This is a genomic window from Streptomyces siamensis (assembly GCF_039543605.1).
Taxonomy (GTDB): Bacteria; Actinomycetota; Actinomycetes; order Streptomycetales; family Streptomycetaceae; genus Streptomyces; species Streptomyces siamensis.
On the sequence record NZ_BAABKB010000039.1, the window covers coordinates 41,831 to 62,797 of the forward strand.

Annotated in this window: 23 protein-coding genes and 1 pseudogene; 13 read left to right on the plus strand and 11 right to left on the minus strand. The window is 68.0% G+C overall.

Going from position 1 to position 20,967, the window contains the following annotated elements:
* The first annotated feature begins 606 nt into the window (after positions 1-606).
* Positions 607-1,206: an AfsR/SARP family transcriptional regulator gene (locus ABEB03_RS37100; protein WP_345657316.1), complete on the plus strand. Its 600-nt coding sequence runs from the start codon at positions 607-609 to the stop codon at positions 1,204-1,206.
* Between the two features lie 1,294 nt (positions 1,207-2,500).
* Here ABEB03_RS37100 and ABEB03_RS37105 read toward each other — a convergent pair.
* The 4 genes from ABEB03_RS37105 to ABEB03_RS37120 all read right to left on the minus strand — a co-directional run bounded on the left by ABEB03_RS37105 (position 2,501) and on the right by ABEB03_RS37120 (position 5,130).
* Positions 2,501-2,725 carry a hypothetical protein gene (locus ABEB03_RS37105; protein ID WP_345657317.1) on the minus strand — a complete coding sequence of 75 codons (225 nt, stop codon included), beginning with the start codon at positions 2,723-2,725 and terminating at the stop codon, positions 2,501-2,503.
* Positions 2,726-3,637: 912 nt separating this feature from the next.
* Positions 3,638-4,381 carry a vWA domain-containing protein gene (locus ABEB03_RS37110; RefSeq protein WP_345657318.1) on the minus strand — a complete coding sequence of 248 codons (744 nt, stop codon included), beginning with the start codon at positions 4,379-4,381 and terminating at the stop codon, positions 3,638-3,640.
* Between the two features lie 339 nt (positions 4,382-4,720).
* Positions 4,721-4,936, minus strand: coding sequence for a hypothetical protein (locus ABEB03_RS37115; RefSeq protein WP_345657319.1), 216 nt, complete (start codon positions 4,934-4,936; stop codon positions 4,721-4,723).
* Positions 4,933-5,130 (minus strand): hypothetical protein, encoded by a 198-nt coding sequence (locus ABEB03_RS37120; protein WP_345657320.1) that lies wholly within the window; start codon positions 5,128-5,130, stop codon positions 4,933-4,935. The genes ABEB03_RS37115 and ABEB03_RS37120 overlap by 4 nt, the downstream gene beginning before the upstream one ends.
* A gap of 245 nt (positions 5,131-5,375) precedes the next feature.
* Between ABEB03_RS37120 and ABEB03_RS37125 the strand changes: the two genes are divergently transcribed.
* The 5 genes from ABEB03_RS37125 (at position 5,376) to ABEB03_RS37145 (ending at position 10,259) form a co-directional block, all read left to right on the plus strand.
* Positions 5,376-5,627 carry a hypothetical protein gene (locus tag ABEB03_RS37125; RefSeq protein WP_345657321.1) on the plus strand — a complete coding sequence of 84 codons (252 nt, stop codon included), beginning with the start codon at positions 5,376-5,378 and terminating at the stop codon, positions 5,625-5,627.
* Positions 5,602-6,117 carry a DUF6879 family protein gene (locus ABEB03_RS37130; RefSeq protein WP_345657322.1) on the plus strand — a complete coding sequence of 172 codons (516 nt, stop codon included), beginning with the start codon at positions 5,602-5,604 and terminating at the stop codon, positions 6,115-6,117. Before ABEB03_RS37125 ends, ABEB03_RS37130 begins: the two co-directional genes overlap by 26 nt.
* A 6-nt stretch (positions 6,118-6,123) precedes the next feature.
* On the plus strand, positions 6,124-6,978 hold the full coding sequence (locus ABEB03_RS37135; protein WP_345657324.1) for a helix-turn-helix domain-containing protein: 855 nt from the start codon (positions 6,124-6,126) through the stop codon (positions 6,976-6,978).
* A 120-nt stretch (positions 6,979-7,098) separates the two neighbouring features.
* On the plus strand, positions 7,099-9,015 hold the full coding sequence (locus ABEB03_RS37140) for a serine/threonine-protein kinase (RefSeq protein WP_345657325.1): 1,917 nt from the start codon (positions 7,099-7,101) through the stop codon (positions 9,013-9,015).
* 461 nt (positions 9,016-9,476) lie between these two features.
* The gene (locus ABEB03_RS37145) at positions 9,477-10,259 is read left to right on the plus strand and encodes a hypothetical protein (RefSeq protein WP_345657326.1); all 783 of its coding nucleotides are present in this window, start codon (positions 9,477-9,479) and stop codon (positions 10,257-10,259) included.
* An 85-nt stretch (positions 10,260-10,344) separates the two neighbouring features.
* Here the strand turns inward: ABEB03_RS37145 and ABEB03_RS37150 are convergent, their stop codons facing one another.
* On the minus strand, positions 10,345-10,770 hold the full coding sequence (locus ABEB03_RS37150; protein ID WP_345657327.1) for a helicase associated domain-containing protein: 426 nt from the start codon (positions 10,768-10,770) through the stop codon (positions 10,345-10,347).
* A 265-nt stretch (positions 10,771-11,035) separates the two neighbouring features.
* Here ABEB03_RS37150 and ABEB03_RS37155 point away from each other — a divergent pair, with 265 nt between their 5' ends.
* A complete protein-coding gene (locus ABEB03_RS37155; RefSeq protein WP_345657328.1) occupies positions 11,036-11,950 on the plus strand; it encodes a tyrosine-type recombinase/integrase in 915 nt (304 codons plus the stop codon).
* The gene (locus ABEB03_RS37160; protein ID WP_345657329.1) at positions 11,941-12,099 is read left to right on the plus strand and encodes a hypothetical protein; all 159 of its coding nucleotides are present in this window, start codon (positions 11,941-11,943) and stop codon (positions 12,097-12,099) included. Before ABEB03_RS37155 ends, ABEB03_RS37160 begins: the two co-directional genes overlap by 10 nt.
* A 714-nt stretch (positions 12,100-12,813) precedes the next feature.
* Here the strand turns inward: ABEB03_RS37160 and ABEB03_RS37170 are convergent.
* The 3 genes and pseudogenes from ABEB03_RS37170 to ABEB03_RS37180 form a co-directional block, all read right to left on the minus strand.
* Complete coding sequence (locus tag ABEB03_RS37170) at positions 12,814-13,389, minus strand: IS630 family transposase (protein WP_345657357.1); 576 nt, start codon at positions 13,387-13,389, stop codon at positions 12,814-12,816.
* Positions 13,323-13,712, minus strand: coding sequence for a helix-turn-helix domain-containing protein (locus ABEB03_RS37175; RefSeq protein WP_345657330.1), 390 nt, complete (start codon positions 13,710-13,712; stop codon positions 13,323-13,325). Before ABEB03_RS37175 ends, ABEB03_RS37170 begins: the two co-directional genes overlap by 67 nt.
* A gap of 136 nt (positions 13,713-13,848) precedes the next feature.
* A pseudogene (locus tag ABEB03_RS37180) lies at positions 13,849-14,104 on the minus strand (maleylpyruvate isomerase N-terminal domain-containing protein); the annotation flags it as partial.
* A 170-nt stretch (positions 14,105-14,274) separates the two neighbouring features.
* Here ABEB03_RS37180 and ABEB03_RS37185 point away from each other — a divergent pair.
* From ABEB03_RS37185 to ABEB03_RS37205, 5 genes are all read left to right on the plus strand, one after another.
* Positions 14,275-15,195, plus strand: coding sequence for a hypothetical protein (locus tag ABEB03_RS37185; RefSeq protein ID WP_345657331.1), 921 nt, complete (start codon positions 14,275-14,277; stop codon positions 15,193-15,195).
* Positions 15,196-15,322: 127 nt separating this feature from the next.
* Positions 15,323-15,901 (plus strand): IS630 family transposase, encoded by a 579-nt coding sequence (locus tag ABEB03_RS37190; RefSeq protein ID WP_345657332.1) that lies wholly within the window; start codon positions 15,323-15,325, stop codon positions 15,899-15,901.
* Positions 15,902-16,596: 695 nt separating this feature from the next.
* Positions 16,597-17,157: an RNA polymerase sigma factor gene (locus ABEB03_RS37195; RefSeq protein ID WP_345657334.1), complete on the plus strand. Its 561-nt coding sequence runs from the start codon at positions 16,597-16,599 to the stop codon at positions 17,155-17,157.
* Positions 17,154-17,885, plus strand: a complete 732-nt coding sequence (locus tag ABEB03_RS37200) for a hypothetical protein (protein ID WP_345657336.1) — start codon at positions 17,154-17,156, stop codon at positions 17,883-17,885. Before ABEB03_RS37195 ends, ABEB03_RS37200 begins: the two co-directional genes overlap by 4 nt.
* A gap of 88 nt (positions 17,886-17,973) precedes the next feature.
* Entirely contained in the window at positions 17,974-18,441 is a 468-nt protein-coding gene (locus tag ABEB03_RS37205; protein ID WP_345657337.1) for a hypothetical protein, read from the plus strand.
* Positions 18,442-18,627: 186 nt separating this feature from the next.
* Here the strand turns inward: ABEB03_RS37205 and ABEB03_RS37210 are convergent, their stop codons facing one another.
* The 3 genes from ABEB03_RS37210 to ABEB03_RS37220 all read right to left on the minus strand — a co-directional run bounded on the left by ABEB03_RS37210 (position 18,628) and on the right by ABEB03_RS37220 (position 20,928).
* Positions 18,628-18,996: a helicase associated domain-containing protein gene (locus ABEB03_RS37210; protein ID WP_345657338.1), complete on the minus strand. Its 369-nt coding sequence runs from the start codon at positions 18,994-18,996 to the stop codon at positions 18,628-18,630.
* A gap of 257 nt (positions 18,997-19,253) precedes the next feature.
* The gene (locus tag ABEB03_RS37215) at positions 19,254-20,474 is read right to left on the minus strand and encodes an MFS transporter (RefSeq protein WP_345657339.1); all 1,221 of its coding nucleotides are present in this window, start codon (positions 20,472-20,474) and stop codon (positions 19,254-19,256) included.
* Positions 20,475-20,481: 7 nt separating this feature from the next.
* Positions 20,482-20,928, minus strand: coding sequence for an ArsI/CadI family heavy metal resistance metalloenzyme (locus ABEB03_RS37220; RefSeq protein WP_345657340.1), 447 nt, complete (start codon positions 20,926-20,928; stop codon positions 20,482-20,484).
* Positions 20,929-20,967: the final 39 nt, after the last annotated feature.

The window sequence follows — 20,967 nt, forward strand, 5'->3', positions numbered from 1 at the left end:
GCTTTCAGGCGATGCCGCAGAGAGTGCGGACGTGATGCCTGCCTTGGCGATATCAAGCCGTGAGCCCACGGGCCCCTGCACGGACGGGAGATCCTGAATTCCTCTACCCGTGAGCATCCCCCGCCTCTGTTCGGGCGACGTGGGGCGGATGGTGCAGTGGCGTGGCTCAAGCGTTTTTGATGCATCGACGACGCGTCGTCGACGCAGGAGGCAGCGACTGCTGCAGCCGCCGGAAGGTGACAGCGGCAGGCTTGCCCCGCCGTCATCTGCGCCAAAGAGCGGACTGACCGGATGCGCGTGGCACATGACGGCGGCACAGTGGTGAACGTGTCTGGAATCGAAACCTCGAACGAGGTATCGCTCGAACTCCTGGGTGTCTTCGAGCTCACTTGCTGCGGCAGCAGGGTGCCCCTACCCCTTGGGACACAGCGACTACTGGCTCTTTTGGGCCTCAAGCCCGAGGGCGTCCACCGGGGCGTGGCAGCGGAGCAACTATGGCCCGACTACCCGTGCCACCGAGCCGCGGCCAACCTGCGCTCGGCACTGTGCCAAGGGCGGCGCCCCTGTTGCGTCACTCTGATTGACTGCATAGGCCAGCGCCTGCGGATGTCGCCACTGGTCCAGGTCGACGTGCTCCAGATCCGCGACTCGGCCCGGCAAAGTGTCGACACGCCGACACCGCTGCCCACAGACAGCGAGACGCTCATAGAAGCCTTCACCCGGGATCTCCTACCGGGCTGGCCTGACGAGTGGCTGCAAGCGGACCGCGAACGCTGGGACCAAATGCGCCTGTACTCCCTGGAGGGCCTGGCCCAGCAGATGTTGACCGCTCAGCAGTACCTGCACGCCCTCCAAGCAGCGTTGGCTGCAACCGCGATCGATCCGATCCGGGAGACCGCCCACCGCATCGTCATCGAAATTCACATCGCCGAAGGCAATGTCGCGAACGCGGTGCAGTGTTACCACCAATACAAGGCCTACCTTCAGCGCGAACTCAAAGTCAGCCCGTCTCCGCAGATGACCGATCTGTTGCAGGGACTGCCATGCCTTCAACATGACCAGTACAGGCAGCACAGTGCGCCGACGCAAGCGCCGATGCCTGCACCCGACCGGCTGCGCGGACAGGCCAACGCCTCACATGCCCGAGAAGCGACAGCGATGTCTGTGCACACCACCGTCAACGTCGGTAAGGCCAAGAGCTCCTGACGGAACGAGGCGGCCCGCGCCACGCTCCCGCCGTCATGAGCCAAAGCGGTGCGCAGACAGCGGCCTTCCTCCGACTCGTTCGTCAGGCGCAGACGGTCTCGTATGTCCAAGACGGCGACGGTAGCCCTGGGCACTGATGACCGGCGCAGCACGCCTTCTGGCCGTCCACCGCCCGCACCGCTGGAGCGGTCGAAATCCGGGTGCCAGGCATGCGGGCGGAGCCGACGCCCATGGACTCCTGGCGTGCCGATGCCGGCCGCAAGCCGCGATGGCCTGCTCATCGGTGTCAACTGCTCCGCGCTCGCGCCCCGGCGACCAGCTGACCCCAGCCAGAAGAGCGCACATGAACAGACTCTCGTGGTTGCCGGCCCTGCCTCCCTGGCGGATGCGCAGGTACCGAAACCCGTGCAGCCAGGCGAACACAGGCCGCCGCCCTGGCCGCACACGCCGCCCCCGACAGCCCGCACGCGCTGGCCAACCTGCTGGACAGCCTGCCAGAGACCGGGGCGGACAAGCAGACCGCCACCCTGGCCGCACGGCTTCCAGCGGGATGCTTCGCTCAGTCCATCGGCATCAGCGACCACCAAGAACGTATCCGATCTGGACGCGAGCCCGACGGGAGTGCGGCCCCTGTGCGGACGGGGAAGCACCCGGAGCGAGCCGGGAACCAGCCACCGTGTCAGCACGGCCCGGGGCAGGACCGCGTGGATGACGGCGAAGTCCAGGCCGGCGAAGAAGTACCCGGCGAGCACGGCCATCTCGTTGCCGACCTCGCCCATGAGGTGGATGTCCTGTCCGGCCAGGGCGACGACCTGCCACCGGGTGCCGCGGAAACGGACCTGTGCCCCGAGCACCACCACCAGCCGCCCGCCCCTCACGACACCGCCCCGTGCCGGCCGCCGGCGGTGCCCCGGTCCGCGTCCGGTACCGCACCCGGCCCCGGGTCCACGGGGGCTGCGCCGGCGGCCCGGCCTTCTTCGCCACGCCCGTCGCCCGTGTCCGGGTTGCTGCCGGGTCCGCGAACGCCTGGTCGCCTACCTCCAGCACCGCACCGACTGCCGGCCGACCACCGGCAACCCGCACCTGTTCGTCCACGTCCGCACCGCAGTCACCACCACCTGCATCGGTCCGGGCCGGGTTCGGCGGCATCCGGGCCCGCACCTGACCACCCGCAACCTACGCAGCGCCCGCGGATGGTGCGGGTGGTCGTCGTCTTGCCCGCGGCCGGCGGGCACTGCGACCGGGCCTGCTGTCACGGCCCCATCGAGGTGGCTGTCCGGCCGCGGGGCTGGGTTCACTGGCGGGTGAGGATGGCGACCGCGGCGGTGAGACCCGAGCTTGCGATGACTCCGGCCGCGGCGGCCGCGGCGGGCTGCTCGGGGGCGAAGACCACGGTCAGGACGGCACTGGTGAGCGCGCCGACGACGATGGTCAGGACCACGATGAACGTGGTCCGGGAGGGACGGTTCTCCGCATTCCGGCGCGGGCGGGCGGTGGAATGCGTGCGAGGAGTGCCCATGGGCACCTCCAGAAGGGTAGGAGGAAAGGGAAGTCCGGTGCCAGCCGGTTCTGCATTCCTCCCCCCATATCTTCTGACGAAATCCTGCGACAGGCTGCAGAATTTTCCGGTGAATTCACTTGGGTTCCACGGGTGTTGGCGTGTATTCGGCTGAACCGTGAGGGCTTTTCAGGCGCCCTGATCCCGCGCGTCACTTTCGGTGTCACCCGCCCTGCGGGCGGCTTTCAGCAGCTCGCGTGCGCTGTGGGAACGTCAGGCATCCGAAGACGCAGCCCCCTCACGGCCTCAAAGGGGACTGAGCCCGGCCCCTCGTTCCGGCGGCCGCGCGGACCTGTTCTCCCTTGCCCGGGGCGGGTGTTCTCCCGGACGGCTCCCGGTGCGGCGAGGGAACGGTGTGCCGGCTGTTCCGGGAACCCGCCGAACGGCTTCCTCGCAGTCTGCTACATGGCAGACGGGCATCGTCCGAATGCTGGATTTCATGGTGAGGTTTTCCTCTTCGGGGGCTCGGGTAGGAGTGCTGCAGTGAATTCGGACCCCCGAAAAGTGGGATGGTGATTCACTCGTTCCCCGGCGGCAGAATGCGTTGGGGGAGAGGGAAGTCCTGGCGGGTCACCTGTGCCAGCAGGCCGCCACAACCGCACACGCGCTGTGACCCCGTCCTCGGCCGACGGGGTCACCGTCATGCGGCCTGCGCAAGGACACCGGTCACAGCCGCACACTCCCGCCGCCGTGACCTGCCACCGGGCCACCTCGCGCCGGTGGCCCGGCCGGGACGCCACCTTCCCGCTCGCCATGTCGCAGAAACCGCAAGGCAGTTCGGTGCCCACGACGCCTGTTGAGGAGCCTCACCGGCCGGCCGTCGTCACCGCAGTGCGCCCTGCCGACCCCGCCGGGAACCGGCCGGGGGTGTTGCTAGATGATGCCTGCGCTGCGGGCGGCCGTGAGCCAGGTGGGAAATTCCTGCAGGAGCCGGTCGTAGAGGAGGTCGTCGCTGACGGTCTGGGGGGTGCGTCCGGCGTGGAAGAAGCCGGCGTTGTCGACGACACGCCGCTCGGGCACGGCGAGAGTGTCGAGCTTGCGCAGGAACGCGAACTCGTTGTCGGCCGGGTCGCCGAAGCCGATGAACTGCCAGAACAACGGCAGGCGGGCGGCTTTGCACAGGTAGCGTTCGGCGGCGGGTCTGCTGGTGGGGCCTCCGTCCGTCTGGAAGATCACCAGAGCGGGCTCGTCGCTGCCGGAGTCGAGGTAGTGGTCGATGACCTCGTCCATCGCCCAGTGATAGTTGGTGCGCCCCATGTGCCCGAGGTTCTGGTGCAGCTTGTCGATGCGGCCGCGGTGCCTGCCGAGATTGAGGTCGGTGGATCCGTCGACGTCGGTGGAGAAGAAGACCACCGGGACGGTCCCGTCGTCGTCCAGGTGCGCGGACAACGTCAGCACCTGCTCCGCGAGATGCTGCATGGTGCCGTCGGCGTAGTAGGGCCGCATGGAGCGTGAGCGGTCCAGCACGAGATACACAGCCGCCCGTACTCCTTCCAGTCCGTGATTGCGGACGCTGGTGCCTGCCGTCTTGTAGAGGCTGACCAGGTCCGGGGCCCATTCCAGCACCTTGGACAGGCTGATGGCAGAGGAGTACTCACCGCGGTTCGTCTCGATCACCCTTACAGAGTGGTCTCAAGGAACGGGCCAGATCCCGGCTTTACCGACTTCGCTTGCCTCTCGGCACTTTCTGGTGCCCCGGTAGGCCGACAGGGCCGATCCGTAGATGGGACCGGGTACAGAGCAGCTCTCTCCACTGGTCGACCGGCGCGCATGTCGCCCAGGGCCACCGTACTGTCCAACGCTGCCGGGTGCTCGGTACGCGGCTCACCCCGTCCACCCGCCAGCCGCGGTAGGCCGGATCCGACGATGCGGCCGGTCCGTTGGCGGGCGTCGAGCAGATGTGGAAACCGGAGCAGGGTCTCTACGGAAATCTCCAGGAGGTGCTGGCGACGATCCTCAGTGCTGGGTGCGTGCGGCGCGGTACGTCCTCCGCAACTGGTCCGCCTCCGCGCACCGGACCGCTCCGTGTCCGCAGTCGTCGCAGGTGGTGGCATGGTCGATGTAGGCGCGGTACGCAGTCTGGATGCGGTTGAACGTGCCGCTGTCGGCGACCTGCTGCACGTGACCGGAGGCGCTTCCCGCATCGCGCCATTGCCATCGGGTGCCGCTCACGACCTGCCTCCACGGCGCTGCGGGTGGGGGTGGTTGCGGATTTCGACGCTGCAGTCCGTCGCGCGGGACAGATCGGCCTCGTCGACGGCCTGGGCCCGCTGCCGGGCAAGGGCACCGCAGACGCCGCAGCCCGGAGCAGGCGCCGGCGGAGCCAGAGGCAGTTCGAGTGTGACGGGTGGATCCATGGTCGTCATCCAGTGCCTCCACTGGCACAGGTCTGCCCCGGCGCCGGCAATGCGGTGCGCGGGAGCAGAGGGGTGGGCCTGTCGCTGTGGACGACGCTAGGAACCCGAGCAGCGCACCCGCTACGAAGTTGCACCAAATTACACATGAGTTGAAGGGCCCAGGTCGTGGCCGGTACGCACTCTTGACTGCGTCATCCGGGGGCGTGACGGTGGTGCAAATCGCTGCAACCCACTAGCACGGGAGGCACGCCAGTATGAACATTCAGTTCGTCGGGATCGACCCCGACACGGATGACGATGGATGCCCGACGGTATGGGTCGACACGGACACATCGGATCTGCTGATCCAGAGCTACAAAGCCGACGACGCGGCCACCGCACGCTGCGACGCATTATCTCCGGCCCGTGCTCCGATCCCGCCTGCAGAGACGGTCATCAGGATCCCCCGACGGATGATTCCGATCATCAGGAAGGCGTGCGATGAGCTCGATCCCGGAGTTCGGTGAACTCCTCGCCGGCGCCGAGCGGTCGGCGGTCCATCTGGAGATGCGGGACAGCTACTTCAGCAACCCGCGCTTCGAGGCGTGGAAGCAGGGACATCGCGCCGACTGGGACGACCGACCCTCCTGGTGGCGGTCCTTCCACCAGCAGATCGCCGACGCCGTCGAGCGGGGCGTACGCATCCGCCGGGCCCGGATCATCTCCGAGCCCGTCAGTGAGTACATCCGCTGGGAGCACTACGTCACCCGCGCCAACGTGGAGGCCGGCGAACTGGTGCGATGGCTGCCCCGGCACCGCACAGCAGATCTCCTCGTGCCCGGCTGCGACTTCTGGATCTTCGACGACCGCCTGATCCGCGTGCACCACTTCTCCGGCGACGGCGACTGGGAGAGCAAAGAACTACGCGAGGACCCCAGCATCGTGCAGATGTCCTCCGCCGCGTTCGAGACGATCTGGGAACGCGCCACCCCGCACGACGAGTACGAGGTCAAGTAACCCGACATGCCCCCCTTCCCCACGTCCAGCCTCCAGCAGGCACGCACAGCACTCGCCGCACGCCTGCGGGAGATACGCCTGGACGCAGGCATCACCAGCAAGGAACTCGCCCAGCGCTGCCACTGGTCCGTCGCCAAGTCCTCCCGCATCGAAAACGCCCGCACCGCACCGTCCGACGCGGACATCCGGGCCTGGTGCACGGCCTGCGACGCGGACACACAGGCGGCCGACCTGATCGCGGCCAACCGGCAGGCCGACTCCCTGTACGTCCACTGGAGACGACTGCAACGCACCGGACTGAAACAGCTTCAGGAGTCGTCCACACCCCTGTACGAACGCACCCGCCACTTCCGCGTCTACGCCTCCCACGTCATCCCGGGCTACCTGCAGACACCCGGCTACGCCACGGCTCTCATGGGCACCATCGCGACTTTCCGCACAACCCCCGACGACGTGAACCAGGCCGTCCAGGCACGCATGCAGCGCTCACGTGTCATCCACGAAGGCGACCACCGATTCGCCACACTCATCGAGGAGAACGTCCTCCGCCACCGCATCGGCGACACGGAGGTAATGGCCGGCCAACTGGGCCATCTCCTCTCCTCCATGGCACTGCCCTCCATGTCCCTGGGGATCATCCCCGCCCAGGCGCCACGGGAACAGATCATGTGGCCGCTGGAACAATTCACCGTCTTCGACGACGCACGAGTCAACGTGGAACTGCTCGCCGCAAAAGTGACCGTCACCGCCCCGGGCGAACTGGACATCTACCTACGCGCGTTCACCAGACTCACGGAGCTCGCCGTCCACGGCGCCGACGCTCGCGCCTTGATCGTGAAGGCGATCGATGCCCTGCACTGATCCTGACACGACGACGAGGCGGCGCAGGCGGTCGTCGGACGTGACTGCCTCGTATCCGACATACCGCTTCTTTCCCTGAGCTATCGTGCGTGGCAGAAGCAGGACGGGGGCCTGGAAGCGGTGCAGGATCTCAGGGCTGGCGATCCACGAGAGATCGGCGGATACGTGCTGCAGGCCCGGCTCGGGGCAGGGGGCATGGGCGAGGTTTTCCTCGGCAGGTCGCGTGGTGGTCGCCGTATCGCGGTGAAGGTCGTGCGGCAGCACATCGCCGCCGAGCGGGGTTTCCGTGCGCGCTTGCGACGCGAGGTCGAAGCCGCACGGCGGGTAGGTGGGTTTTGGACGGCCCATGTACTGGACGCGGACCCAGATGCGGTGACGCCGTGGATCGCAAGCCAGTACATACCGGCGCCCGACCTCGGCGTACTCATGACCCGGGAAGGCAGACTCGCCGACGCGGCGGTGCGAGACCTGGGTGCCGGCCTCGCAGAGGCACTGGCCTGCATCCATGACGTCGGCCTGGTCCACCGCGACCTGAAACCGTCGAACGTCCTGGTCACGGACGACGGCCCGCGTGTCATCGACTTCGGCATCGCCAAGGCCCTGCAGGGCTCGACCATCCTGACGGGTCCGGGAGTTGTGATCGGAACTCCGAGCTACATGTCCCCTGAGCAGGCCACTGCCGCACCGGTGGGTACGGCGAGCGACGTCTTTTCGCTGGGCGCGGTGCTGTACTTCTCGGCAACTGGAGCCAGTCCCTTCGGGGAAGGAAATGCTGCGGCACTCCTGTACCGCGTGGTCCACGATGATCCTGACCTCACCCCCCTACCAGCATGGCTGCGGCCCGTCGTTGCCGCCTGTCTGGACAAACAGCCAGAACGCCGGCCAAGCCCCCAGGCCCTGCTGCACATTCTCGCCCCACGCGGCAGCGACAAAACTCCCACGCTGCGCACGGTGGTGGACACCCCCTCCGCTCGCGCGTCGGCACCGCGCAGCGAGGTCCCGCACAAGACCGCACCGCCGACAGCTCCCTTCACCCACAGCAGGTCACGGAACTCGGCTTCTGCCACAGCCCCCACGCAGCCGCTCACAGGCGCCGCGGACACCGAAGGGACCGCGGGCTGGGTGCTGTGGAGCAAGCCGCCGGACGGCGCAGACGGCTACCGCATTCTGAAGTGCTGGCCTCCGGAACACGAGGACATCTACCAAGGCCAGATGCATCACTGGCTGCCAGGATGGCCCAGCCCGCATGACAAGCTGCCCTGGTTCCAGGTGGCCCCCGCGATGGCCGCCACCGGCGGCCGCTTGGCGCTCGGAGTTTCTGTCCTGGACACAGCGGGCTGGATCGACGCGTACAACAGACCCGTCTATGCCGGCGTACACGTTCGTGTTCCATGGAGCGTTGTAGCCGGCAGATCCATCGGCTGGACCGCACTGTGCCGTGCTGCACTGACGGCCCGAAGAGGCCTCGTCCTTCCCGACGGCCGTCCCGACCCAGCAACCATCCAAGGACCTGCTGCTCCCCTCCATCTGCGGATCAGCCCCAACGAGAATCTTGCGAGCAACTTTCATGAGGAGCTTCCTCGCCGGATCACCAATGGGACACTCTGGATTGCCGCCGCCGCTGCCCACCTCCTCGACGGCCCTCTCGTGGTGACCAGCGCCCAGACGTACGAGACATTGGAATTGATGCGGGTCATGGACCTGGTTGCAGCCATGCTGCCGTACGGCGCGCGAAGTTCACTCGGTGCCGGTACAGCTTCCACGCCTGTCCATGGCCACCGGCTCCGCATCACCTGGGGGCATCACGACTCCACGCGGACCAATATCGAATGGGGCCGCCTGCCAACCGACCTCAGCACGATGTCCTCGGTCGCCCGCGCATACCACGATCAACTCATCAACGCCTGGGACGCTCACGGCGGCGAGTACGTGGTGCGCCGTCTCGCCGAGGCCGACATTGCGCGTGAGCCCTGGGACATCGACGCCCCCGGTTCTGGACGGAGCGCCCTTCGCCTGTTGCGTGACTCGATGTACTAGGCAATGCCCTTCCGGGGCCAGCGGTCCATCGGCTCTCACGGGCGCCATGCCCGTTCTGCGCAAGGCCATCGACGCGGGTGAGCTTGATGATGATCTCCGGATCCTCCCGAACATGGTCCGTCGGCCGTGCGTAGTACGAGAGTTGACGCGTGATGAAGTACATTCCTGTGTCCCAATGACGCGACAGGCTGACGCGGCTGCGAGGAGCAGGAACGATGACGAACCCGGCAGCGCCAGACCCAGCTGCGGGAAATGGGCAGGCCCCCAGCGAGGGCAGCAACGCCAGCCCAGATGCTGCCGGTTCCGACAGTGATTCCCCGAACGAACCGGCAGCGTCTGCCCCACCGACGCCGGCCTCGCCAACGTGGCGCGATGAAGTGCTGCAGCAGCTATCGGGACAGGATCCGGCTCGCGGCCGAATGCGTGCCTTCCGAGCGATCGCCGTCACCTGCGTCGTGGCATTGATCAGCATCGTCGGCGGCTTCGAGGTGTCGCACCGGCTGGAGGACAGGCATTCTCAGGGAGACGCCGAGCGCGACGACCGCAACGCGGATGTGATCGAGGATGCCAAGAAGCCGTTCGACTGGAAGATGAACCCGGGGCTCAGCGACGAGGATCCGTGGGAGAGCTGGGTGCTTGATCGGCGGCTCACTCCCGAGGAGCAGGCGGAGCTTAAGGGGCTGAGGGACCAAAAGGCTATCTGGGCTTTCGTGAAGAAGCGCGGTGGGTGGCGTGTTGGCATGGAAGCTGGTTCGTACAAGTTGCAGCTGACCAGCGAGAGGCAGAAGGCAGTAGTCGTTACGCAGTTGGCGGCACAGGCGGTCAACTGCCGGCCGTCGCCAGTGAAAACCCACATCTCGATCGGGAGTGGGGGGACCGAGACTTGGGATGATGCGCACTTCAACCTCACCGCCGATGGCTCGTCCGTGCCCGCGCTCGTCTTCAAGCAGAAGGAGCCGACGGACAGCCCGTCGGAAGCGCCCTTCGACAAGGTGGTCTCTCTGGGCGGGACCCAGTCCCCGGGCTTCTTGGTCCTGACCCCGTTCTTGAGGGCTCCGAAGCTGTGTGATTGGTCGGTGTCCTTGAAGTACAACGTGAACTCGGGAAAGACTCAGTCCCAGACGATCAACAAGGATGATGACGGTCGTCCTTTGGGGGTCACCGGACTGTACGACTTGGGCGGCGTCGACTCCTGGCAGTGGTCGGATGACGATGTCTGGGTGCACTCCCCGCCAGTGTCTTAGTCGCCACGTACGCCGATGACGACGCCCCCCCCGAAGACCGGCCATCCTCCGATCACGGCCGCCATACACGCATGGTGGCCGCCCTTTACCCAACTCGTGATTCGTCAGGACCAAGCACGCACGAAATGGCGTCAGCAGCCAAGCGCGCGATGGCTCCCGTGTCGCCCGCTACCAGCGCACTCAACTCATCGAGTGCCGCCCGGCGCTGGTTGCTCAGCTTCGAAGCCCGCCTACGGCTGTTGTCCACGAAGGCCCCTAGCTTTACGGCCTCCTGGCCCCCGTCGGCGTCCACGGTGATCGTTTCGACGTGCTTGCGGGGCACGATCAGATGGCCTTCGCGGCCGTGGAACTGGCGGGCCGCCGCGAGGTTGACGGCCCACCGCTCGTCCTGTGACCGCCGCGCCGGCACTACCGTCTCGCCTTCCGCGGGGGTTCGACTCCGATCGTCTCCAGCAAATACTGCTGCGCTGGGACCAGCTGCTCCCAGCCTGCGCGCTGCGCGGTGATCCACGTTCCGAGGTCTTCGCCCTGCACGATCACCTCGCCCGCGCGGCTCGGCAGGCTGCCACCGGCCCGCGTGTGGGAGAGGGCTGTGGGGAAGAGCTCATGTTTGTCGGGCTGGTAGCAGATGCTGATCTGGGGGCTGGCCTGGGGTGTTGGGGTTTCACTCGGTCGGTTGATCTGTCTTGGGATCCTTCAGGATTCGTGAGGGCTGGGCGGTATCCAGGAAAGAGGGAGAGCAGGCCGGGCAAGGGGCGGTGGGGGTGGTGCGTTCCTTGTCCGATCCGGATGCCGGCCTGGCTACGGGTCGGCTGAGGGCTCTGGAGGGGGAGCTGGTGGACCGGTTCGTGCTCGCGGGGATGGGGGCGGGGTTCACGGACGGTTCGCTCGCGGATGACCGTACGACGCTCATACAGTTCGCTGCTTTTCTCGGGCGCGGGCTGTGGGCGGTGCAGCCGACAGATGCGGATGCGTGGCTGGCCGATTTGCGGGGGCAGGGGCTGGCGCGGTCGACGGTGTATGACCGGGCGAACACCCTGGCCCGCTTCTACACCTTCGTCATCACCCGCTATCAGCAGGAGGTGCAGGCGCGGACGGGCTGGACGGTGGTGCAGCCGGTCGATGAGTTCAACCGGCCCCGGCGCCCCCACGACGGCCGGGTAAGGGTGCCGCCCACGATCGAGGAGGTGACTTGCCTGTTCGACGGCTGGCGCGACCAGACGGTCCAGGCACGTAAGTACGTGCCAGCGGTCCGCAATTATGTGATGGCGTCGTTGTGGCGGCGGGCGGGTTTGCGGATCAACGAGTCGGTGATGCTGGACGTCGCCGACTGGCACCCGGACCTGGGAGGCTTCGGCAAGCTCCATGTCCGCTTCGGTAAGGGCAGCATGGGCCGCGGACCCAAAGCCCGCCTGGTCCCGGGTATCGACGGCGTCGACGTGCTGCTGGGCTGGTGGCTTGCACAGATCCGTCCTCGTTTCGACGATGACCTGCACACGCCCGGCGTGCCGATGTTTCCCAGCGAACGCCGGATGCCGGACGGCCGGCCGGGCCGGGTGAGCGCATCACGTCTGCGGGCCGCCCTCGCCCAAGCGGTCACGGCGCATCTGCCTTTATGGGCAGGCCGGTTGACCCGCACGGCCTGCGGCACTTCTGCGCCTCGTCCCTGTACGAACGGGGCGTGGACCTGAAAGCGATCCAGCAGCTGCTCGGGCACGAGTGGCTGACCACCACGAGCGGCTACATCCACGTACGCAAGGAACACGTCGAGCAGGCATGGGTGCGGGCGAACACCCGGGTCGCCGACCGCCTCGGTGTGGGCGTGGGGGAGAGGTTGTGATGCGCTGGGAATTGAAGAGCCGCGCCCTGGAACGCGGCATCACCACCTCCGCGGCCCTGCGCCGCAGCCTGGCCTCCCACGGCCTTGTCATCAGTGCGGGGAAGATGTCCGGCCCCGCCAGAGCGTTACGGGACCGGGCTATGACCGAGAACCCTAGCCGGGCAGGGGAAGCCGGGCCCTCAGCGATCACGGAACTCGGCCCGCGTGCAGGCTGCTCCTGAACCCTTAAATCCACAGCTCACCGCAACCGGTGACAGCCGGGGGCCTCTACATCCTGGAACGTGCTCGGCAGATGCCGGTGCGGGCGATCGTGAGAAAGCTGGGACACGCGGAACGCCGCAAACGCCCTCCCGCGGATCCAGCTTAATCAGGAGCCGGGCAGGGTCCGGAGAGGCCAGTGCGGAGCACAAGAGCAGGTCTGGGGACGGCATTCAAGGGTTGATCGGTGTGCCAACGCTTGTCCTCCCTGAAGTCCCCGAGCAAGTTGGCTACTTGCTGTCAGAGCGCGAGCGACGCAGGCCTGCTGGTACGTGCGTCACGATCGTCGGCGTACGTCATCGAATGATGTACGCCGACGGTCAACGTCCCGTGGCTCGTCGTCCGCCGGGTCAGGGCGAAGCATTCCGTGAGGGTGAGGCTTTCCCAGTCGACGCAGGCAAAGTGCTTGCAGGAGACGGAGCGCTTGCCATCGGTGCGGCAGACGCCCTCTCTGGGCTAGTGTCCCGGTCCGGAGATCCTGTCGCAGTAGCGGCAGATGCGGTTGATGCAGCGTCGTTCCAGCTCCGCGAACCACCGCTCGACCTGGTTGATCCAGGACGAGTCGGTCGGGGTGAAGTGCAGCTGGAAGCGGGGATGCGCAAGCAGCCACTTGTGCACCGTCGGCGCCTTGTGGGCGGAGAGGTTGCCGCAGATCACGTGGACCGCCAGGCCGGGATCGGTCTGGCGGTCGATCTCGTCGAGGAAGTCACGGAAGTCGACTGCGCGCTGCTGTGCGGACAGCTTCCCGATCACCTTGCCGGTGGCGGTGTTCAGGGCGGCGAACAGGTCCACGGTGCTGTGCCGGACGTAGTCGAAGCTGCGGCGCTCAGGGGTGCCGGGCACCATCGGCAGCACCGGCGCTGTCCGTTCCCGGGCCTGGATCTGCGGTTTCTCGTCGACCGCGAAGACGGCCGTGTTCGCCGGCGGGGCGAGATACAGTCCGACCACGTCACGGATCTTGTCGATCAGCAGCGGGTCCGGAGAGATCTTGAAAGTTTCCGTGCGCCAGGGCTGCAGCCCGAAGGCCGCCAGATCCGCAGCACGCTCGTCGGTGAGATCCCCACTTGGCGGGCCAGCTCCCGTTTCGACCAGTGGGTGGCACCCTCGGGCACCTCTTCGAGCGTGCGCACCACCACCTCTTCCACCTGGGCATCGGTGATAGTGCGCGGGACCCCGGGGCGCGGTTCGTCGGACAGCCCGTCCAGCCGGTCGCGTAGGAACCTGGTACGCCACCGCGCCACCGTCTTGCGGTCCATCCCCAGCCGCGCGGCAACGGCCGTGTTGTTCCCGCCCGCGGCACAGGCGAGCACCTTCCGCGCCCGATTCGCCAACCCCTGAGCCGTCGAACGCCGCATGGCCCAGTTCTGCAACGTCAGCCGCTCAGTGGTTGCAGGTCAGGAACGCCTTCGGGTTTTCGTAGACCTGGAGGCGAGAGTTGGCGACCAGCGCGCGTAGTTCGCGTTTGCCGAGGTAGGTCCCGGCGTAGCGGTCCTCCTCGGCACCGTCGTCGACGAAGGAGCCCGGCGACACCAGCGCTCTCCACCAGGATGTGGAAGGCGTCCGTGTCGGTCGCGGCCAGCAGCGCCGAATGGTCCGTCCAGGCGAGATGCGCGATCTGGTGGGCGACGCTCCAGCCGGGCGCCGGGGTGGCGAGCGCCCACTGCTCGGCGCTCAACTCGGCCACCAGCCGGTCGAGTTCCTCGCTCTCCTCGCGCAGGTCGTCGAACACGGGCGTCGGATCGGACACGGGACGCTCCCCTCGGGCATGGCAGCGCCGAAGAAAACAAGCAAGCATGCTTGCATAATTGCGGCCGTTCGGTGCACGACCCGGGGCGAGGGCTGCGCGGACCCTGTGTGCTCAATACACTCGGCGATCGCGCCCATCGCGGCGCACACTCGCATATCGGGGGACGAACGATGAGCAACTGGAACCCGGGCGGACAGCCGCCCCAGGGGCCGCAGCCCTACCAGCCGCAGCCACCTCAGCCCTATCCGCCCCAGCCCTACATGCCGCCCCAGCCCTACATGCCGCCCCAGCCCCAGCCGCCCTACCCGGGGCCGCCGGTGCCGCCGCCGGGCGGGCCGATCACCCGGCTGCGGCGGCGGATCGGCCCCATCCACACCGCGCGCAGGGTCTTCACCCCGTCACGGCCGGGCATCGTCTCGGATCCTGAGGTGGCGCGGATGCGGAAGATCAGGACCCTGGTCGGCGTGGGCGCGTTCCTGTGGATGTCCTACGCCTACAAGCTCGCCCCCAAGCTAAGCGATGCGGCGGACGAACAGGTCGACAAGTCGTGGACCAGCGCCCTCGTGCTGGCGGCGATCCTCCCGGTCGTCGTCGGCGTCCTGTACGGCCTGGCCACTCCGGCGGCGCGACGGGACCTGCTGCGCCGAGCGGGGCGGTGCTTCGGCGCGATCGTGGCCATGATGGCGGCGGCCTCCGTCTTCCCGATCATCGTGCTCTCAGGGTTCTTCGAGGGCCAGGAACCCCTCGTGGAGGGCCACTTCACCGTGACGAAGGGCCTCATCCTCGCGGTCACCCTCTTCATCCTCTTCTGGGTGACGCCGTTCGTCGTCTGGGGCGTGGGACTCGCCGTCCAGCACGTGTTCCGCACCGCGGACATCCACGAGACGGTGCCGCCGCTGCTGATCATGGCGTTGGCGTGGGGGATGGCACTGATCGACATGTTCACCGGCGCCCACGAGGGCGTGCCGACGGTGATCCGGTACGTGTTCATCCTGGGCGCCCCGCTCTCCGTCACGGCGGTGGGCCTGTGGGAGCTGCACCGGCTGCGCGTGCACTACGGGCTGGGGATGCGAGGACTGCTGATGCGCTAGGAACGGCGCCTCGCAGGACGTACTAGTGATCTGGTTTCGAGGTCGTGGGTCGCCACGTGAGGCGCCCCCTCTTTCAGATTGCCGCGTTCTGCTGCGGCGGGTAGCGCGCTCGCGCTGTGCTGCGTGGATGGGCGATACCCGACTGGAACCTGTCGTGTTGTCGGAGGCCGAGCGGCTGACGCTGGAGAGCTGGGCCAAGCGCCGCTCGACCACCCAGGGACTAGCCGTTCGCGCACGCATCGTGCTGGCGTGCGCGAACGGCTGGAACAACACCGTGGTCGCCGCACGACTCGGTGTCGGTACCGTGCGCCGCTGGCGCACACGGTTCCTTGCCCGACGACTGGACGGACTCGCCGACGAGCCGCGGCCCGGGGTGCCGCGGACCATCACCGATGCCCAGGTGGAAGAGGTCGTGACCCGCACCCTGGAGCAGACGCCACAGGGCGGGACGCACTGGTCGAAGCGGGAGCTGGCCAAGGTCGTGGGGATATCGCCGGCAAGCGTGCTGCGGATCTGGAACGCCTTCGGCCTGCAGCCGTGGCGGACTGAGACCTTCAAGATCTCACCCGACCCGTTCCTGATCGACAAGATCCGCGATGCCGTCGGCCTTTACCTCGCCCCGCCTGCCAATGCCGTCGTCTTCGCGATGGACGAGAAACCACAGCTGCTCCCCGCACCCGCGGGGGGTGGTGGTCCCCGACGATGACGCCGCCCCTGCCCCACTGCTCCCTAAGTCGCTGTCGCCGTGGTGACACTCCTCTACATGCTGCTGGGTCCGGGCGGCAGGGACGGAGACCCGCCGTCACGCTGACCAGATCGGCCCGTCTGCCGCCGGGGCACGAACCGGGGCGCCGATGGGCCCACGTGACGGCTCGGCCCGGCCGCGCTGCGCGACCCGCAGGCCGGGCTGCGGCCACCAGTACGTCAGGGTCGTCACCGCGGTGGACCCGTCGAGGGCCACCGCCACGGTGTACGCGGCCTCCGGCCGCCACGATGGCGCCGCAGGGGGGCTGTTGGAAGAACGCTTCTACGCAGAGACGGCAGGGCCGGCAGCCACCGTTGTCGTCGCTCTGCTTACCAACCCATCACCCAGTGGCCGACGAGCCCTGGCACGGCCGGTATCGGCTCTCCGGGTGTCAGATGCGGGTGAGGCTCCCGTGTCGCTGCTGTGCTGAGTTCATACGGCCGAGCGTTGCCATCGCCGGGCCGGACTCGTTGAGGCACGACAGCGGACATCGGCAGGGACGGGCGTTTGGAGGCGGTGTCCGGCTGCCTCAGAAAAGTCTGGCCGGGGGTGTAACGAATGCCGCGCGGCGGGCGACTGCTTCGGATCGGGGCGCGTGGCGCCCGCGGCACGCGCGACGGGAAGACCATGACGACCGGTGCACACGGCGGGCGCCCATGACCGGCCACCACCGCAAGCAGGACGAATTCGAGGCGTTCTACAGGCAGTGGTACGCCAACGGGGTGAGATACGGCCGAGGCCGCCACCGGCTGCAGCAGTGGGAGGCAGAGGCTGCCACCCAGGAAGCGATGTCACAAATGTGGGTGAAATGGGAGGAATTGCGCGAATATGATAGTGATCAGCGCAGAAGTTACTTTCTGTGCATCCTGCACCGGCGATGTGTGGACATCATCGGCGACAACGTGCGCCGCCGTCGTACCGCCGCGCATATCGCCCGCGACCGGATCGACCACGACCCCGCTCTCCGCCGCGGCCGCGAGCCGCAGGTCACCGACGGCGAAACCCTCCCGGAGAACGCCTACGAGATCACCCAGCTCAAAGAGCTGATGGCCAAACTGCCCGAACAACAACGGCTGAGCGTCCAGCTGGAACACGACGGCTACCCGGCCGCGGAACGCGCCGTGATCAAGGGCATCAGCGAAAACCTCGAACGGCAGCACCTGGCACGCGGGCGCGCGAAGGCGAAGAGGATGCGAGACGAAGGGACGGGCCAGTGAACGACGACCGTGACGACACCCAGGCCGCACCTGCACCGACGTACCCGCCGCTGCCACTCGCCGGCGAGGAACTGCTCCCAGAACCCGACGCGGAATTCGAGGCAGACCTCGCCGAGTTCTTCGCCGAGCCCCTCCCAGATCCGGCGAACGAGGAGACGAAGGCCGCCCGCTTCGACGCGATCCTCCAGCGCGGCGAGGAGCTCATGCTGCTCGAAGCGAAGAACACCGCGACGCAGAACACCGGCGTGAGCTCCGGTCCGGCGACCGCCGAGCAGCCGGGCACAGCCGAACAGCAAAATCCAGCGACGCCGGCGGTGTCAGTGCCAAGGCCGCGGTCCGAGCCGTTCCCCCGGCAGACCAAGCGAGCAGCCGCTGAGCCGAAGCGGCGGCGCACCGGCAACTCCACAAAAAGGCCTGAGAACCGGCCCCGCTTCAACCCCGCCCGCACACTCGCCCAAGCAGGACTGCTGACCGGGATCGTCGGCGCGTGCGTCCTGATGACCATGGTGATCTGGTCCGGAAACGCCTCCGCCCCCATCCACCTCCTCGTGAATATTCCGGTCCTGGTGGCCGGGGTGTCCCACCACTACCTGCGCAGCCACCGCCCCAACTCATCGGTCAGCCTCGAACACGAGAACAGGCCCACAACCGCCATGCGGTATCGCTCCTACAGAAGGAACCGCGAGCGCACGCGAGACGAGCACAGAAGGAACAGGCAACGCGTGTAACGGATGCAGCCTGTGGCCCGACTGGGATGTAACCCCGGTCGGGCCACAGGCTTTTCGGCCTCGGCCACGTGCATAGGAGGAAAGCGCGATGTCATCCCCCAACCCTTCGCCCGGCGTGCCGACGCCACAGGGACAGCCCCTCGGCGAGCGGAACTTCCTCGAGGAACTCCTCGCCGAGGCCGTGCTGGACCTGGCCGGCCGTCGCGGCGAGGCGGCCGTGGCCGAGGCCGTCCTCGACTTCAAGCGGCACCAGATCGCGGTGATTGAGGACGATCTCCACCGTCGCCGCCAGCGGATCGCGGTGATCGAGGCGGACGTGCGGGTGCTGCAGCGCCACCAGCGCGCCCGCCAGCGCATGCGGTCCCGTCGCGCCCGGCGCCGTCGTGTTCTGCGCGCCGCCCGGACGTGTACACGTATTGCGCTGACGGCTTTTGGCTGTTTCTCATTCACCGTTGCGACGTACCTCTTCATCCATGGGCTGCCGGGCAGCACCGAGATGTTCGGTGCGGCCGCCAGCGCATGGGCGGCGGCCATCGCCCTTCCGCCCGTTCGGTAGAAACTTCACCAAACACAGAACGCATCGGCCCGGACTCACACGTCCGGGCCGACGCGTTCTGTGTCGAAGCACGATCCGCGACGGCCACAAGGAGACGCACGAACAGGTTGGGGCAGCGGAAGCCAGAGGCCCCACCACTCGCGCACCAGCACGCACTCCGAGCCCGCTGATGCCCCCACGCCAGGACTACCAGCGCATGCCGAGTTCATCGAGTTCCGCTCGGCGTTCCGGGGTGAGTTTGTCGGCCCTGTGCCGGGTGTTGTCGAGCCATCCTCCGAGCCGGACTGGGGTGCCGCTTTCACCGTCTTCGCCAGGCAGCTCTTCGACGTGCTTTCTCGGGACTGGGAGGTGCCCTTCGCGGGCGTGGAACTGTCGGGCGGCCGCGAGGTGGGTGGCCCACCGGTCGGCGTGCGTCCGCCGCGCCGGCACCGTCGCCTCACCCTCTGCCGGAGGCTCGACCCCGATCGTCTCGAGTAGGTACTGCTGCGCCACAACCAGCTGCTCCCAGCCCGCGCGCTGTGCGGTGATCCACGTTCCGAGGTCTTCGCCCTGCACGATCACCTCGCCCGCCCGCTCAGGCAGCGCCCCTCCGGCCCTCACGTGGGCGAGGGCTGTGGGAAAGGGCTTGGGTTCGAGGAGGCGGTAGCAGACGCTGATCTGGGTGCTGGCCTGGGGTGTTGGGAGTTCACCCGGTCGGTTGACCTGTCTCGGGGTGTTTCAGGTTTCGTGAGGGTGGGGCGGTATCCAGGAAAGGGGGCGGTGCGGGTGGGGGTGGGGGTGCAGAAGCCGGGCCGGGGCGGGCAGCGGGTGGGTCAGTCACGCGGAGGGCGTACGGCCGCGCCGAGAGCGATGAGCGAGGCGAGCATGGAAAGGGCGGCCAGCAGTGCGAACACGTGCGGGTATCCGCCCAGTGGTGCGTTCAGGGCGGCACCGGCGAAGGGGGCAAGGGCGGAGGCTGCAGTCGCGGGCGCTGCGAGGAGTGCGGACAGTCGGCCGTAGTGGGTGGTGCCCCAGCGGTCGGTGATGGCGGTGGCCTGCAGGAGGGTGATGTTGCCGCGGACCATGCCGGCCGCAACCGAGAGGGCGACCAGCAGTGTGTAGGGCCCGGGGACAAGTGCCAGAGCGGCTGTGGTGAGGCCGCCCAGGCCGATGAGTGTGACTGTGCGGGCAGTTGGCCCTGTGTGGCGGGCGAGGGAGGCGTACAGGGTGCGGCCGAGAGTCTGTCCGGCGCCGCCCAGGCCGAGGGCCCAGGCGGCCTGGCCGGTGGTGAAGCCGCGCTCGAGCAGGAGCGGGACAAGGGCGACGACGACGGCGTAGACACTGAACGCGGAAAGCGTCAGGGCGGTGGCCAGCAGCCAGAACGGCCGGCTGCGGGCCACGGTGTCCGCGCCGCCGGTGACGTGGGCGGGGGACGGCGGCGCTGCGGGCCAGGGGGCGTTCAGTGCGAGGGCGTGAGCCGGGATCGTCACGACAGCGAGGACCACGGCCAGGACAGCGTAGGTGGCGCGCCAGGACATGTGTGCGGCGAGCGCTGCGGTGAGGGGCGCGAAGACGGTGGAGGCGAGGCCGCCGGCCAGGGTGACGATGGTGAGGGCGCGGATGTGGTCGGGGGCCCACCAGCGTGTGAGCGCAGCGAACGCCGGCTGGTAGAACGTGGCCGCCATCGCCATCCCGGCGAGCAGCCAGCCGACGGCGAAGACGGCCAGGTTCGGGGCTGCGGCCACGATGAGGATGCTGAGGACGCCGAGGATGGAGCCGGTGGTCATCACGGCGCGCGGGCCACGTTGGTCGATGATTCGGCCGACGCGGATGCCGGCGATCGCGGAGACGAGCAGGGCGGCGGAGAACGCGGCCGTGGTAGCCCCGGCAGGCCAGCCGGTGGCCTGGGTGATCTGCGGGTTCAGGACGGGGAAGGCGTAGTAGATGATGCCCCAGCTGGTGATCTGGGTGGCGCACAGGGCAGGCAGAGCGGCGCGAGGCCGCGACCGGTCCCCGGCGCCGGTCGCGGCCTCGCTGGTGTGAAGGTTGGTCATCGCGCGGTCAGCAGCAGCCGCCGCTGGCCGCGGCCGGTTCGGCCGTGCCGGCGCAACAGGTGCTGTCCTTCTGCTTGGCCAGCGTGTCGGCGTCGGCCTTGACGACGTACACCTCCCACGGTTCGCGGCCGGGTCCGTGGACCCACACCTTGTCCTGCAGGGCGTAGCAGCAGGTGGTGTCGTTCTCCACGTCCGTCGCCAGGCCCTGGTCCGCCAGGCGGGTGGTCGCGGCGTGGACGGCTTCGGAGGATTCGACTTCGACGCCGAGGTGGTCCATCCGCGTGTCCTCGCCCGGCGCGCCCTGGACCAGGACGAGCTTCAGCGGGGGTTCGGCGATGGCGAAGTTCGCGTAGCCGTCGCGCAGCTTGGCCGGTTCGGCGCCGAACAGCTTGCTGTAGAAGGCGATCGAGGCTTCGAGGTCGGGGACGCGCAGGGCGAGCTGTACTCGGGACATGACGGGTCCTCCTGCCGTTGGGGTGGACGTGCCCCGGCC

What these genes read in the sequence shown, in the direction of transcription:
- ABEB03_RS37100 (WP_345657316.1), top strand. Translation starts at nt 607, where the DNA reads ATGTCGCCACTGGTCCAGGTCGACGTGCTCCAGATCCGCGACTCGGCC.
- ABEB03_RS37105 (WP_345657317.1), bottom strand. Translation starts at nt 2,725, where the DNA reads ATGGGCACTCCTCGCACGCATTCCACCGCCCGCCCGCGCCGGAATGCG.
- ABEB03_RS37120 (WP_345657320.1), bottom strand. Translation starts at nt 5,130, where the DNA reads ATGACGACCATGGATCCACCCGTCACACTCGAACTGCCTCTGGCTCCG.
- ABEB03_RS37125 (WP_345657321.1), top strand. Translation starts at nt 5,376, where the DNA reads ATGAACATTCAGTTCGTCGGGATCGACCCCGACACGGATGACGATGGA.
- ABEB03_RS37130 (WP_345657322.1), top strand. Translation starts at nt 5,602, where the DNA reads ATGAGCTCGATCCCGGAGTTCGGTGAACTCCTCGCCGGCGCCGAGCGG.
- ABEB03_RS37135 (WP_345657324.1), top strand. Translation starts at nt 6,124, where the DNA reads ATGCCCCCCTTCCCCACGTCCAGCCTCCAGCAGGCACGCACAGCACTC.
- ABEB03_RS37175 (WP_345657330.1), bottom strand. Translation starts at nt 13,712, where the DNA reads ATGCGGCGTTCGACGGCTCAGGGGTTGGCGAATCGGGCGCGGAAGGTG.
- ABEB03_RS37185 (WP_345657331.1), top strand. Translation starts at nt 14,275, where the DNA reads ATGAGCAACTGGAACCCGGGCGGACAGCCGCCCCAGGGGCCGCAGCCC.
- ABEB03_RS37190 (WP_345657332.1), top strand. Translation starts at nt 15,323, where the DNA reads ATGGGCGATACCCGACTGGAACCTGTCGTGTTGTCGGAGGCCGAGCGG.
- ABEB03_RS37195 (WP_345657334.1), top strand. Translation starts at nt 16,597, where the DNA reads ATGACCGGCCACCACCGCAAGCAGGACGAATTCGAGGCGTTCTACAGG.
- ABEB03_RS37205 (WP_345657337.1), top strand. Translation starts at nt 17,974, where the DNA reads ATGTCATCCCCCAACCCTTCGCCCGGCGTGCCGACGCCACAGGGACAG.
- ABEB03_RS37215 (WP_345657339.1), bottom strand. Translation starts at nt 20,474, where the DNA reads ATGACCAACCTTCACACCAGCGAGGCCGCGACCGGCGCCGGGGACCGG.
- ABEB03_RS37220 (WP_345657340.1), bottom strand. Translation starts at nt 20,928, where the DNA reads ATGTCCCGAGTACAGCTCGCCCTGCGCGTCCCCGACCTCGAAGCCTCG.